15 protein-coding genes are annotated in these 12,159 nt (G+C 63.7%); 6 read left to right on the plus strand and 9 right to left on the minus strand.

What is annotated here, in order from left to right:
- Window positions 1-38 precede the first annotated feature (38 nt).
- The 3 genes from AC1DYJ_RS05145 to AC1DYJ_RS05155 form a co-directional block, all read right to left on the minus strand.
- Window positions 39-500 carry a hypothetical protein gene (locus AC1DYJ_RS05145; RefSeq protein ID WP_477289167.1) on the minus strand — a complete coding sequence of 154 codons (462 nt, stop codon included), beginning with the start codon at window positions 498-500 and terminating at the stop codon, window positions 39-41.
- A complete protein-coding gene (gene rlmN / locus AC1DYJ_RS05150) occupies window positions 497-1,732 on the minus strand; it encodes a dual-specificity RNA methyltransferase RlmN (RefSeq protein ID WP_477289169.1) in 1,236 nt (411 codons plus the stop codon). The genes AC1DYJ_RS05145 and rlmN overlap by 4 nt, the downstream gene beginning before the upstream one ends.
- 119 nt (window positions 1,733-1,851) lie before the next feature.
- The gene (locus AC1DYJ_RS05155) at window positions 1,852-2,355 is read right to left on the minus strand and encodes an invasion associated locus B family protein (protein WP_112560070.1); all 504 of its coding nucleotides are present in this window, start codon (window positions 2,353-2,355) and stop codon (window positions 1,852-1,854) included.
- Window positions 2,356-2,476: 121 nt separating this feature from the next.
- Here AC1DYJ_RS05155 and AC1DYJ_RS05160 point away from each other — a divergent pair, with 121 nt between their 5' ends.
- On the plus strand, window positions 2,477-2,626 hold the full coding sequence (locus AC1DYJ_RS05160) for a hypothetical protein (RefSeq protein ID WP_477289171.1): 150 nt from the start codon (window positions 2,477-2,479) through the stop codon (window positions 2,624-2,626).
- Here AC1DYJ_RS05160 and AC1DYJ_RS05165 read toward each other — a convergent pair.
- Together AC1DYJ_RS05165 and AC1DYJ_RS05170 are read right to left on the minus strand one after the other, a co-directional pair.
- Window positions 2,611-3,024 carry a YkvA family protein gene (locus tag AC1DYJ_RS05165; RefSeq protein ID WP_477289173.1) on the minus strand — a complete coding sequence of 138 codons (414 nt, stop codon included), beginning with the start codon at window positions 3,022-3,024 and terminating at the stop codon, window positions 2,611-2,613. The genes AC1DYJ_RS05160 and AC1DYJ_RS05165 overlap by 16 nt on opposite strands.
- A gap of 132 nt (window positions 3,025-3,156) precedes the next feature.
- The gene (locus tag AC1DYJ_RS05170) at window positions 3,157-3,453 is read right to left on the minus strand and encodes a 4a-hydroxytetrahydrobiopterin dehydratase (protein WP_477289175.1); all 297 of its coding nucleotides are present in this window, start codon (window positions 3,451-3,453) and stop codon (window positions 3,157-3,159) included.
- 102 nt (window positions 3,454-3,555) lie between these two features.
- Between AC1DYJ_RS05170 and AC1DYJ_RS05175 the strand changes: the two genes are divergently transcribed.
- Window positions 3,556-4,068 carry a low molecular weight protein-tyrosine-phosphatase gene (locus AC1DYJ_RS05175; RefSeq protein ID WP_477289177.1) on the plus strand — a complete coding sequence of 171 codons (513 nt, stop codon included), beginning with the start codon at window positions 3,556-3,558 and terminating at the stop codon, window positions 4,066-4,068.
- Here AC1DYJ_RS05175 and thpR read toward each other — a convergent pair.
- Both thpR and AC1DYJ_RS05185 read right to left on the minus strand, forming a co-directional pair.
- On the minus strand, window positions 3,972-4,568 hold the full coding sequence (gene thpR / locus AC1DYJ_RS05180; protein ID WP_477235534.1) for an RNA 2',3'-cyclic phosphodiesterase: 597 nt from the start codon (window positions 4,566-4,568) through the stop codon (window positions 3,972-3,974). The two genes, AC1DYJ_RS05175 and thpR, sit on opposite strands and share 97 nt — an antisense overlap.
- A 137-nt stretch (window positions 4,569-4,705) precedes the next feature.
- Complete coding sequence (locus AC1DYJ_RS05185; RefSeq protein ID WP_477289211.1) at window positions 4,706-5,350, minus strand: arylesterase; 645 nt, start codon at window positions 5,348-5,350, stop codon at window positions 4,706-4,708.
- Window positions 5,351-5,453: 103 nt separating this feature from the next.
- Here AC1DYJ_RS05185 and AC1DYJ_RS05190 point away from each other — a divergent pair, with 103 nt between their 5' ends.
- The 4 genes from AC1DYJ_RS05190 (at window position 5,454) to AC1DYJ_RS05205 (ending at window position 10,375) form a co-directional block, all read left to right on the plus strand.
- Entirely contained in the window at window positions 5,454-6,152 is a 699-nt protein-coding gene (locus tag AC1DYJ_RS05190; protein WP_477289179.1) for an ABC transporter ATP-binding protein, read from the plus strand.
- Entirely contained in the window at window positions 6,152-8,701 is a 2,550-nt protein-coding gene (locus AC1DYJ_RS05195) for an ABC transporter permease (protein ID WP_477289181.1), read from the plus strand. Before AC1DYJ_RS05190 ends, AC1DYJ_RS05195 begins: the two co-directional genes overlap by 1 nt.
- A 240-nt stretch (window positions 8,702-8,941) precedes the next feature.
- A complete protein-coding gene (locus AC1DYJ_RS05200; RefSeq protein ID WP_477289183.1) occupies window positions 8,942-9,682 on the plus strand; it encodes a Bax inhibitor-1/YccA family protein in 741 nt (246 codons plus the stop codon).
- A 120-nt stretch (window positions 9,683-9,802) separates the two neighbouring features.
- Entirely contained in the window at window positions 9,803-10,375 is a 573-nt protein-coding gene (locus tag AC1DYJ_RS05205; RefSeq protein WP_477289185.1) for an N-acetyltransferase family protein, read from the plus strand.
- Here the strand turns inward: AC1DYJ_RS05205 and AC1DYJ_RS05210 are convergent, their stop codons facing one another.
- Both AC1DYJ_RS05210 and AC1DYJ_RS05215 read right to left on the minus strand, forming a co-directional pair.
- Window positions 10,376-10,765 carry a DUF2794 domain-containing protein gene (locus AC1DYJ_RS05210; RefSeq protein ID WP_477289187.1) on the minus strand — a complete coding sequence of 130 codons (390 nt, stop codon included), beginning with the start codon at window positions 10,763-10,765 and terminating at the stop codon, window positions 10,376-10,378.
- 570 nt (window positions 10,766-11,335) lie between these two features.
- Entirely contained in the window at window positions 11,336-12,115 is a 780-nt protein-coding gene (locus tag AC1DYJ_RS05215) for a DUF1223 domain-containing protein (protein WP_477289189.1), read from the minus strand.
- Window positions 12,116-12,159 lie beyond the last annotated feature (44 nt).

Here is a 12,159-nt window from a genome sequence, read left to right on the forward strand (position 1 = left end):
AAAGGTTGGTATTGTTATTGCCAGGATGACTTTATCGATCAGCGAAGAGAGGCGTCACTCTGCCACCAGCTTCCGGCCCAGCGGCCGGCGCTTAGCCAGTAAAAGATGCCGCCGACCATGCCGCAGCCGATCACGGCGGCGATGGCGCGCGGATCGGTGATGTCGAAATTGATGTCGGCATTCCGGTGGACGAAGCCGAGGAACACCGCGGCCACGACGCCGCCCGCAAGCGCATAGAACAGCCAGTCGCGGCGGCGGAAGATTTCCGAGATCAGGATGACGATGGCCGCCGGCATGAAGGCGAAATAAGCGATGAACAGCGCCACGAAGGGGATTGAAAAATACAGCGATGCGGTGGCCGTCGGGTGGGCATGTTCCGGCGCGTAGCCGAGCGAGGCCAGGAACAGCACGTTGAGAAAGGCGCTCGCCGCCAGCGAGGCGACGATATAGCCGAACAGGATGACGGCGAAGCGGACGAGATAGGCGATGAGGCGGCTCACGCCTCGCCGTGCCCCGCAATCATCATGGCTTCCAGCGCCAGCCGGTCGACCTTGCGCATGCGCTCGGAGTCCGACTTGAGCTGGCCGCAGGCGGCCAGGATGTCGCGGCCGCGGGGCGTGCGGATCGGCGAGGCGTAGCCGGCATTGTTGATGTAGTCGGCGAATTTCTCGATCGTTTCCCAGTCCGAGCACTGGTAGTTGGTGCCCGGCCACGGGTTGAACGGGATCAGATTGATCTTGGCTGGAATGCCCTTGAGCAGTTTGATCAGCCCCTTGGCGTCCTCGATGGAATCGTTGACGTCCTTCAGCATCACATATTCGAAGGTGATGCGCTTGGCGTTGGACAGGCCGGGATAGGCGCGGCAGGCCGCGATCAGGTCCTTCAGCGGATACTTCTTGTTGATCGGCACAAGCAAGTCGCGCAGGTCGTCATTGGTGGCGTGCAGCGAGATCGCCAACATGACGCCGATCTCTTCGCCGGTGCGCAGGATTTCCGGCACCACGCCGGAGGTCGACAGCGTAATGCGGCGCTTGGACAGCGACAGCCCATCGCCGTCGGAGGCGATGAGCAGCGCCTTCTTCACCGCCTCGAAATTGTACAGCGGCTCGCCCATGCCCATCATGACGATGTTGGAGACTTTTCTGCCCTCTGCCGGCACGATGGCGCCGTCGGGCGTGTCGCGGTCGGGGAAATCGCCGAGACGGTCGCGCGCGGTGAGCAATTGTGCGAGGATTTCTTCCGCCGTCAGGTTGCGCACCAGCTTCTGCGTGCCGGTGTGGCAGAAGGAGCAGGTCAGCGTGCAGCCGACCTGCGAGGAGATGCAGAGCGTGCCGCGGCCTTCCTCGGGGATATAGACGGTCTCGATCTCGACCGGACGGCCGGCGCCACGCGGCGGAAAGCGGAACAGCCACTTGCGGGTGCCGTCGGAGGAAATCTGCTCCTCGACGATTTCGGGCCGGGCGACGGTGAAATGCTTGTCGAGCTCGCCGCGCAGATCCTTGGAGATGTTGAACATGCCGGCAAAGTCGGACACGCCGCGCACATACATCCAGTGCCACAGCTGCTGGGCGCGCATCTTTGCCTGGCGCTCGGGTACGATGCCGGCGCTAACAAGAGCTTCGCCGAGCTCGGCCCGGGTCAGGCCGATCAGCGACGGCTTTTCGGCCGAAGCAGCGCGGGCACGCAACGCATCGCGTGCGCCCTCAGTAGTGAGATCGAAGGAAAGGGTCATATCAGCGCCAATATAAGCGAATTGCGGCCGATTTCATCCATCGTGCCGAAAAGAAGCGCGGCGCATAGCACAGGTTGCGGTGAGAGTCATGCGGGGCCGCACACGCGGCCCCCGTCAGCCTACTTGCACTTGGCGATCGACGACAGCGCGGCCGAAATGCCTTTCAGCGAAAACACATAGGTTGTCGTGTTGCCGCGGCCCGACTTCGCCGACACCTTCATGTCGGTGCCGGTCTTCATGGCGGCGATCAGCACCGGCTCTTCGGCGGCATTCTCCACCCAGGCCGACTTGCCGCGGGTGAACATCGAGAACGACTTCTTGTCGATGGTGACGGTGGCCTTGGAGCCTTCCTGGAAGGTGTAGCCGGCGATGAATTGCGGTTCGTAGGACACTTGCTGGCCCGGCCGCTGGCTGACGAAGAAGAACATGTCGCCATGGTCGAGCGTCGGCGGCTGCTTGTCGGTCGGCACGGTCAAGACGTAGCAGACCTTGCCGCCCTGCGCCTGGTAGCTGTAGGTGCCCCAAGCGTTGTGCTGGCCGATCTTGGTCGCCTGCTGCGCCAGCGCCGGCGCTGCAGAGGCCACCAGGACCAGGCTCGAGACTAGTGCAATCAATCCGCGCATCGTTTTTCCCGTATTCCATATGGTGCGGGGGCAGGCCGGCTTGGCGTCCTGCCCGTCGCTTCATTTTGATTTAATCTGGGTTACCAAACGGTGAATTTCCCTCGGAAAAGGACATTCACCCATGGAAACCACCGCCATTTCCGCGCCGCTTGTTGAAAAACGGCTTTTCGCAATGTCCCTGCGGCGACTTGGAGGCCACGAAAGCGGCAAGAGTTTGACTTTTTCAACGGCCGCAGCGGAAGCCGAGGCCGGGTGCTATCGCCCTGTTTGAGCGGTGGAAACAATGTCCTGCTGAGATGGCCGCCGGTCAGCTTTGTCGGCGATCGCCTCCTTGGCGGCCTGGCGGTGAGCAGGCGTGATATGGGCGCTGACGGCGGTGATTGCGGCGGTCAGCACGGCGATGTCGTCGGTGAAGCCGAGGCCGAGGACGAAATCCGGGATGACATCGACCGGCAGCACGAAATAGCCGAGCGCGGCGAGCAATATGCCCTTGGCGCGCAAAGGCGTCTTCTTGTCGAGCGCGCAGTAATAGGCGGCGACAACCTCTTCCATGAACGGAATCTGCCGCGCGGCCTTCTTGGCCGTGCGCCAGAATTTGGCGCGCACTTCGCTTTCATCGCCCAGTCTGTTGCCGAAGCCGAAGAAGTCAAAACCGGGTTGTTGCGCCATCAATGTCTCCTTTGCAGGCCGAAGCGCAGCGTGTTGCGCGCGGCCGCCATCGGAAAATGTGGTGAAAGCCGAACCCCGCTGCAAGAGGATGGCGCCGATTTGCCGGTGCCGGCGCGTCGCGGCGCCGGGCGGTCAGCCGCCGAAATAGCCGTTCATCTTCTTCGCCAGCGCGATGTCGAGCGCGGTGACGCCGCCGGCGTCGTGCGTGTTCAGCGTCACGTCGACCGTCTTGTAGACATTCGACCAGTCGGGGTGATGGTCCATCTTCTCCGCCGCCAAAGCGACGCGGGTCATGAAGGCAAAGGCTTCGGAGAAATTCTTGAAGACGAAGCTGCGCTTGATGGAGGCGCCGTCCGCGGCCAGCGACCAGCCGCCGAGTTCGGCCAGTGCTGCGGCGATGGCGTCCTTGCTGAGTTTTTCTCTCGTCATGATGATTTCCCGTGCTATCCCGATTTTGATCTCACCATAATGCAAGTCACCCAAACATGCCTTGCGTTTTGGGGTTCCAAATGCACGAACGGCGCATATCGAATGAGCACAAGGCCGATAAATTCCATTCTGTTCGTCTGCCTCGGCAACATCTGCCGCTCGCCACTGGCCGAAGGCGTGTTTCGCGCCGTGCTGGTCGAGCGCGGCCGCGACATGGTGTTGGATTCTGCGGCAACCGGCGGTTGGAACCTCGGCGAAGCTCCCGACCCGCGCTCGGTTGCGATTGCCGTCCGCCACGGCATCGACATTTCCGGGCAGCGGGCGCGCAAGGTCAGGCCGGAGGATTTTTCGCGATTCGACCTGATCCTCGGCATGGATCGGCAGAATGTCCGCGATCTCAGAGCCATGGCGCCTGTCGCGGCCCACGAACGCATCCATCTCCTGGCGGAGTTCGCGCAGGGCAAAACCCGCGATGTGCCGGATCCCTATTACGACGGACAGGAAGCCTTCGCTTCGGTCTACCGCATGATCCGCGAAGCGTCGGAGGCGCTGGCAAAGCTGCTCGAGGAGCGCGCATCGGCGCCGGACAGCGGCCAGGCTTCCTCGACGATGTAGGGGCCGCCGCCGACCGAATCGCGCGACGACATCAGCACGAAGCGGCCGACGCGGAATGGCAGCGTCGAGAAATTGCCGCGCGCCGACAGATATTGCGCGACGTCGAGCGGGCTCGAATTGCGAAGCCGCGCCAGCGTTACATGCGGCGTGAACTTGCGTGGGTCGGCCGGCAGGCCGAGCCGCTGGCAGATGCGGTCGATCTCGCCTTGCAGGGCGGAAAGGTCAGGCGAGGCGAAAACGCCGGCCCAGACGGCATGTGGCTTTTTCTGGCCGAAGGCGCCGACCCCGGACAGCGTTAGCGAGAAGGATGGGCGGTGAACCCGGTCGAGCGCGTTGGCGATCTCGTCGGCGACATGGCCCTCGACATCGCCGATGAAGCGCAGCGTCATGTGATAGTTTTCGACATCGATCCAGCGCGCCCCGGGCAGGCCGCCCCGGAGCAGGGACAGCGAAAGGGCGGCGTCACGCGGCATTTCGAGGGCGGTGAAAAGACGCGGCATGGTGAGCCTCCCTTCCTCGAATCGAACTATGTCCCTACCGAATCATCGATATTCAAGCAGGGCAAGTGGTTTGTTGGTCGCAGGCTTTCCCTAATGTTTCCCTTACGGAAAGTCGTACCAGGAGCGAATGCCCGGCCTCAGGCACCGCCCTCGACCGCTGCAATTGCCTTTTCCACGGTCGGCAGGATGCGCTCGACCATCGCATCGACGCCTTTCGGGTTGGGATGCAAGCCGTCTTCCAGCCGCAGGCCGGGCTGCCCGGCAACGCCGTCGAGAAAGAACGGATAAAGCGGCACATCGTATTTCGCGGCCAGCTTCGGATAGATCGCATCGAAGGCGCTCTGGTAGTCGGCACCGAGATTGGGCGCGGCGCGCATGCCGGCCAGAAGCACGGCGATCTTGCGCGCTTTCAGCTTCGCCAGCATCTCGTCCAGGTTCTTTTCAGTAATGTTGGGCGAGACGCCGCGCAGCATGTCGTTGGCGCCGAGTTCGAGGATGACCAGCCTTGTGCCATCCGGCACCGACCAGTCGAGCCGCGACAGGCCTCCGCTCGACGTATCGCCGGAAACACCGGCATTGGCGACGGTGACGTCATGGCCCTTGGCGCGAAGGGCTGCCTGCAATTTGTCGGTAAAGCCTTCGCCGGGGCCGAGGCCGAAACCCGCCATCAGGCTGTCGCCGAAGCCGACGATGGTGAATGTCTCGGCCCGCGCCGACGAAATGGCGCCGCAAAAGGTGAGGAAAAGGATGAGCCCTGCGGCAATCGAGCGTTTGAAAGACATCTTGCGTTTGAAAGACATGCGGCAGGCCCCATATGACCAAGAATTCTTCCGGCGACGGCTTCCGGCAAGCAGAGCCTTCATCCTGATATAGGACGCTTTAATTGTGACAGAAGCCGTCATCGAGCTGAAAGACGTTTCCCTGACCCTCGGCCAAGGCGCGTCGTCCGTCCATGTGCTGAAAGGCGTCAGCCTCGATGTGGTGCGCGGTGAGGCGACCGGCATTGTCGGCCCCTCGGGGTCCGGCAAGTCGACCTTGCTGATGGTTCTGGCCGGGCTGGAGCGGGTCGATTCGGGCACGGTGCGCATCGCCGGGGAATCGCTTAACGGCAAAAGCGAGGACCAGATTGCATCGTTTCGGGGCCGAAACATCGGCATCGTCTTCCAGTCGTTCCATCTCATTCCCAACATGACGGCGCTCGAAAATGTCGCGGTGCCGCTGGAGCTGGCCGGCCATGCCGATCCGTTCGGCGTCGCGGCTCGCGAACTCGCAGCCGTCGGCCTGAGCGATCGCGTCACGCATTATCCCGGTGAACTCTCCGGCGGCGAACAGCAGCGCGTAGCGATCGCTCGGGCGCTGGCGCCGGCGCCGCGCATTCTCATCGCCGACGAGCCGACCGGCAATCTCGACCAGGCGACGGGGCGGCAGGTTGCCGACCTTTTGTTCGCCAAGGCAGCCGAACGCGGCATGACTTTGGTGCTGGTCACGCACGATCCGGCCCTTGCGGCGCGCTGTTCGCGCCAGGTGTCGATGCGCTCGGGCCGCATCGAGGATGCGCCTCTGCACGTCAAGGTCCCGGCCTGATGCCGCTGTCGCAGACGCTGAAACTGGCGTTCCGCTTTTCGCTGCGCGAAATGCGCGGCGGGCTGTCCGGCTTCATGATCTTCCTGGCCTGCATTGCGCTCGGCGTGGCTGCCATAGGCGGCGTCAATTCGGTGGCGCAGGCGATCACCGCCGGGGTCGCCGACCAGGGCCAGACGCTGCTTGGCGGCGATCTGCGCTTCCAGCTCAACCAGCGCGATACGGTGCCGGCCGAAAGCGCCTTCCTCAATGGCCTAGGTGCTGTGTCGCACAGCGCCAACATGCGCTCGATGGCGCGGCTGGAGGACGGCTCCGACCAATCGCTGGTCGAGGCCAAGGCGGTTGACGATGCCTATCCGCTCTATGGGGCACTGCAGACCGAGCCGGCACTTTCGAGACAGGATCTGTTCGGCGAAAAATCGGGTGTCTTCGGCGCCGCTGCCCCCGACCTTCTGTTGGACCGGCTCAATGTGAAGATCGGCGACCGGCTGAAGCTCGGCAGCGCGACCTTCGAACTGCGCGCCAGGCTGACCGGTGAGCCGGACGCGGTGTCGGATGGGTTCGGTTTCGCGCCACGGCTGATGGTCTCGACCGCAGGTCTTGCCGCATCCGGGCTGATCCAGCCGGGCAGCCTGGTCGAAAATGCCTACAAGGTGCGGCTGCCGGCCAGCGCCAGTGAGGCCGATCTCAAGGCCATCCAGGACAAGGCGGCGCGCGATTTCCCCGAAGCCGGCTGGTCGATCCGCACGCGCTCCAACGCTGCACCGGCGCTGTCCTCCAACATCGAACGCTTCTCGCAATTCCTGACGCTGGTCGGGCTGACGGCGCTGGTGGTCGGCGGCGTCGGCGTGGCGAACGCGGTGCGCGCCTATCTCGACGGCAAGCGCGGCGTCATCGCCACGTTCAAGAGCCTCGGCGCTTCGGGCGGCTTCGTCTTCACCGTCTATCTCGTGCAGATCCTGATGATCGCCGGCCTCGGCATCGTGCTTGGCCTGATCCTCGGCGCCGCCATGCCGTTTGCGGCGAGTGCCGCGCTGCAATCGGTCATTCCGGTGCCGGCGGAAGGCGGCTTCTATCCGGGCGCGCTGGCCATGGCAGCGCTGTTCGGACTGCTGGTGACGCTGGCGTTCGCGCTGTTGCCGCTGGGCCGCGCCCGCGACGTGCCGGCAACGGCGCTGTTTCGCGAAATGGGGTTTGAGGGTCGCGGCTTTCCGCGCCTGCCCTACCTAGTGGCAGCGGTCGGCATCGCGCTCGCTCTGGCGGCTTTGGCCATCCTGTTTTCCGGCGACCAGCGCATTGCCTCCATCTTCGTCGGTGCCACCATCTTTGCCTTTCTGGTGCTGCGTCTCGTCGGCGCGCTGGTGCAATGGGTGGCGCGCAAAAGCCCGCGCGTGCGCTCGGTTGCGCTGAGGCTCGCCATCGGCAACATCCATCGGCCCGGCGCGCTGACGCCGTCCGTGGTGCTATCGCTGGGGCTCGGCTTGACGCTTTTGGTGACGCTGGCGCTGATCGACGGGAATCTGCGGCAGCAAATCTCCGGCAGCCTGCCGGAGCGGGCGCCGAACTTCTTCTTCGTCGACATCCAGAACGGCGATGTCGACGCCTTCTCGGCGCTTGTCGGAAAAGAGGCGCCCAAGGGCACGCTGGTCAAGGTGCCGATGCTGCGCGGCCGGGTGATGGCGCTGAACGGCGTCGATGTCGACAAGGCCAATGTGCCGGCAGAAGGCGCCTGGGTGCTGCGCGGCGACCGCGGCCTGACCTATGACGCCAAACAGCCGGCCAATGCGACGCTGACCGAAGGCAGCTGGTGGCCCGACAACTATACCGGCGAGCCGCTGGTGTCGTTCTCCCACGATGAAGGCAAGGCGCTCGGGCTGAAGCTCGGCGACACCGTCACCGTCAATGTGCTGGGCCGCAATGTGACGGCCAGGATCGCCAATTTTCGAGAGGTGCAATGGGAGACGATGGGCATCAATTTCGTCATGGTGTTCTCGCCCAACACCTTTGCCGGCGCCCCGCATGGCTGGCTGGCGACGCTGACCGAGAAGGATGCCACGGCAGCAGATGATGCCCGCCTGCTCAACGCCGTCACTCGCGCTTTCCCTGCGGTGACGACGGTACGGGTCAAGGATGCGCTCGATGTCGTCAACCGGCTGGTCGGCCAGCTCGGCACGGCGATCCGGGCGGCGGCCGGCGTGGCGCTGATCGCTTCGGTGCTGGTGCTGGCCGGCGCGCTCGCCGCGGGAAATCGCGCCCGCATCCACGATGCGGTTGTGCTGAAGACACTGGGCGCAACGCGGCGGACGCTGATCACGGCGTTTTCGCTCGAATATATGCTGATTGGGCTCGCCACCGCGGTGTTCGCCCTGGCCGCCGGCGGCATCGCGGCCTGGTACATCGTTGCCCGCATCATGACGCTGCCATCGCATTTCATGCCGGAGGTGGCCGTGGCGACCTTGATCTTCGCGCTGGCGATCACCGTCGGCATCGGCCTTGCCGGGACATGGCGGGTGCTCGGCCACAAGGCGGCGCCGGTGCTGCGCGACCTCTAGGTTTCAAGCGGCAAAGCCGGCCGAATCCGGCCGTTTCCGATTAAATCTTGGTAATGCAGCGTCCGCGAAAGCCTGGAAAACCGGCTTCCGGCGATTCACCAAGCGTTGCAGGCCGTTACGGTCTTGTTCTTGACGTCAAGAACCATCATATTTCGCCACAGGCATGCTGGAGCCCCGCCAGCGGCGCCCAGGTCCGGATGGACCTGACACCGTACGGGGCAGAAGCAACAGAGGATTCCAATGGCTGAGCCCATTCGCAATTACCAGACTTCGGCCGTGCCAGGCGCGCGCGCCGACATCGACCAGGGCCTGCGCAGCTATATGCTGAAGGTCTACAATTTGATGGGGCTTGGTCTCCTCATCACCGGCATCGCCGCCTGGGGCGCTTTCCAGCTCGCCGTCACCGGCGACGGACAGCTGACCGCTTTCGGCACGCTGATCTATGCCAGCGCCTTCCGCTGGGTGGTCATCCTGGCTCCGCTCGCCGCCGTCTTCTTCCTGTCGTTCAGGATCCAGTCGATGAGCGTGGCTGCGGCGCAGGCAACCTTCTGGGTCTATTCGGGCCTGGTCGGCCTGTCGCTGTCGACCATCTTCCTGGTCTACACCGGCGCCTCGATCACCCAGACCTTCTTCGCCACGGCGGCCGCCTTCGGCGCGCTGTCGCTCTATGGCTACACGACCAAGCGCGACCTTTCGGCGTTCGGCTCGTTCCTGGTCATGGGCGTGGTCGGGTTGGTGATCGCCATGGTGATCAACATCTTCCTGCAGTCGTCGGCGCTCGGTTTCGCCATCTCGGCGATCGGCGTGCTGATCTTCGCCGGCCTCACCGCCTATGACACGCAGACGATCAAGGACATGTACTATGAGGGCGATGGCGCCGACGTGGCCGGCCGCAAGGCCACCATGGGCGCGTTGAGGCTCTATCTCGACTTCATCAACCTGTTCATGTTCCTGCTGCAGTTCATGGGCGATCGCCGCTAGGCGGTCTTCCATCCAGGCAACTGGACCATAGAGTTTGCGAAGGGCGGCCCAACGGCCGCCCTTTTCTTTTATGCCGGCCTTTGCTGTTATGGCAGGCAGATGAAACCACTTGCACAAATTGTGAGCACTATTTCCATACGCGCGGCCCTGGAGAGCGACCTCGACCGAATCACCGGGATCTACGCCGATGCGGTGACGCATGGCACGGCGAGCTATGAGCTGGAGCCGCCCAGCCGCGCCGAGATGGGCGTGCGCTTCGACAGCCTGACGACGGGCGGCTTTCCCTATCTGGTGGCGGAAAAGGATGGCGTGCTGCTCGGCTATGCCTATGCTGGCGCCTTCCGGCCACGCCCGGCCTACCGCTTCATCGTCGAGGATTCGGTCTATGTCGCGCCAGACGCCAAGGGCCAGGGCGTCGGGCTCAAGCTGATGCAGGCGCTGATCGAGGCCTGCCGGGTGGCGGGTTTTCGCCAGATCATAGCTGTGATCGGCGACGGTCACGCCGACAGCGCCTCGGTGCGGCTGCATGAAAAGCTCGGCTTTCGCCATTCCGGCCGCCTGGAAGGCTCCGGCTACAAACACGGGCGCTGGCTGGACACGGTGTTCATGCAGCTGTCGCTGAATGGCGGGGCAACGGCGCCGCCCGATCCGGATTCGCTGCCGGAGCGGAAATTTCGCAAGCAAAATAATTAGTTAGCCTGTGACCAACTTCAACTTGCTGTCAAACACGCCGAGCACGCGACCGAGTTCCTGGCCGCGCTTGAGGATGCGGCCGCCGGCAGCGATGACGGCGAAGGCGCCTTGCCGGCGCGCCAGTTTCGGGTCCTTGACGATCTGGAACAACGGCACTTCGCTGGCCCGGCGGAAGACGGAAAACACAGCACGATCAGATAGATGATCGATGGCGTAGTCGCGCCATTCATTGGCGGCGACCATGCGTCCGTAGAGTCTCAGGATCTCATCGAGCTCGCGCCGGTCGAAACGGACCGGCTGGTCGAGGCGTTCGTGTCGCGCCTCGTGCAGCGGGATCAATATTGCGGATGCGTCCCCATCCTCCGCTCCACCGCTGCTGCGATCGGTCATACCGCGATCCCTTTAAAAATGAATCTCGCTTGCAGAAGTTGGCGTGTTCGCCGTGGAATTGCAAGACCCGGCTAACCATCCCGGGGCTGCGCTGTTTTCGCAACGTCCAGTCACTTTTATAAAACGCGGTGTTTGAATTGGTGATGCTCCGCCACATTCCTGCCTTATTTTATCCGCGCTCATGCCCCAATGTCCGACGAATTTACCGGCGTTGCCTGAGACGGTTCGGTCCGGCACCGGCTCGTAAACCCCAAGCCCCCCGCCCACGGGTCTGCGTCGGATCGAACCAACCTCGGACTTTCCCCAGGGAAAGACCGGGTGCGACGATCCCAAAACCTAAATGACCGACGTCAGAAGCAAGCTGACGTCGGTTTTTTGTTTTTGGGGCTCGGGTACGCTTCTTCAGGAGCGCCGCGTCCCCCCTCACCCGGATTGTCAGCCGAATTGCGAAGGGCAATTCGGGACAATCCGACCTCTCCCCGAGGGGAGAGGAGTTCGCGCTGGCGCTGCTTCTGCCTCTTCTCCCCTCGGGGAGAAGGTGGCCGCGAAGCGGCCGGATGAGGGGGCCTCTTACGGCTTGTGAATAAACGCGGCACCCAAAATCGGGCCGGGCAGGCCGTCCTTGCCGACCGATTGCAGCAGCACGGCGCAGCCGCCCTTCTTGGCGATCTCGGTCATCGGCAATTCGTAGCGCTGCGCCTTGCCGTGCCACATGCCGGCGGTCTGGATGCCGGTGACGGCGTTCCAGTAGGTCATCGAGCGGCCGGTGTTCTCGCCCTTGGCGATGGTGACCGTCTGCGGCGGTTCGAAATAGACGATGACGACATGGGCGTCGCTCGGGCCGCTGCCGGCGTCGCCGGCATCGATCATGACGCGGTCGCTGGTGCGGCTGACCTTGATTGAGACCCGCATGCCTTCGCCGGACTTCTCCATGCGGGCGAGCGCGCCGTCGACTTCCTTGCGGCTGGCGCCGTTGACATGGCTGCGGCCATTGATAACGGCTTGCGGCGTGTAGACGGAGCGCGTGCCGAAGGCGCGCATATAGTCATACTGCCGGTCGGTGTTGTCCTTGCTGCTCAGCGTGTCCTGCCAGCCGAGATAATCCCAGTAATTGACGTGGTAGGCGAGCGCGACGACGTTGTCCTTGGCCGCCAGCTCGGCAAAGAGAGCGTCGGCCGGCGGACAGGAGTTGCAGCCCTGGCTGGTGAACAGCTCGACCACACCGAGGGGCTTGTCGATCTGGGGCTTGCCGGCCTGGGTCGTTCCCGATTCCTCGGCAAACCCGGTCCCGGCAAGTGCCGAGAAGGCCAGCGCGAAAGCCGCAAGCCGCAGAGGTTGTCGAGGTGCCATGGTCGTTCCGATTTCCCGCCGGTGACGCCGGCCTTGTTCTGGTT

It is taken from the genome of Mesorhizobium sp. P2_B11 (assembly GCF_056404855.1).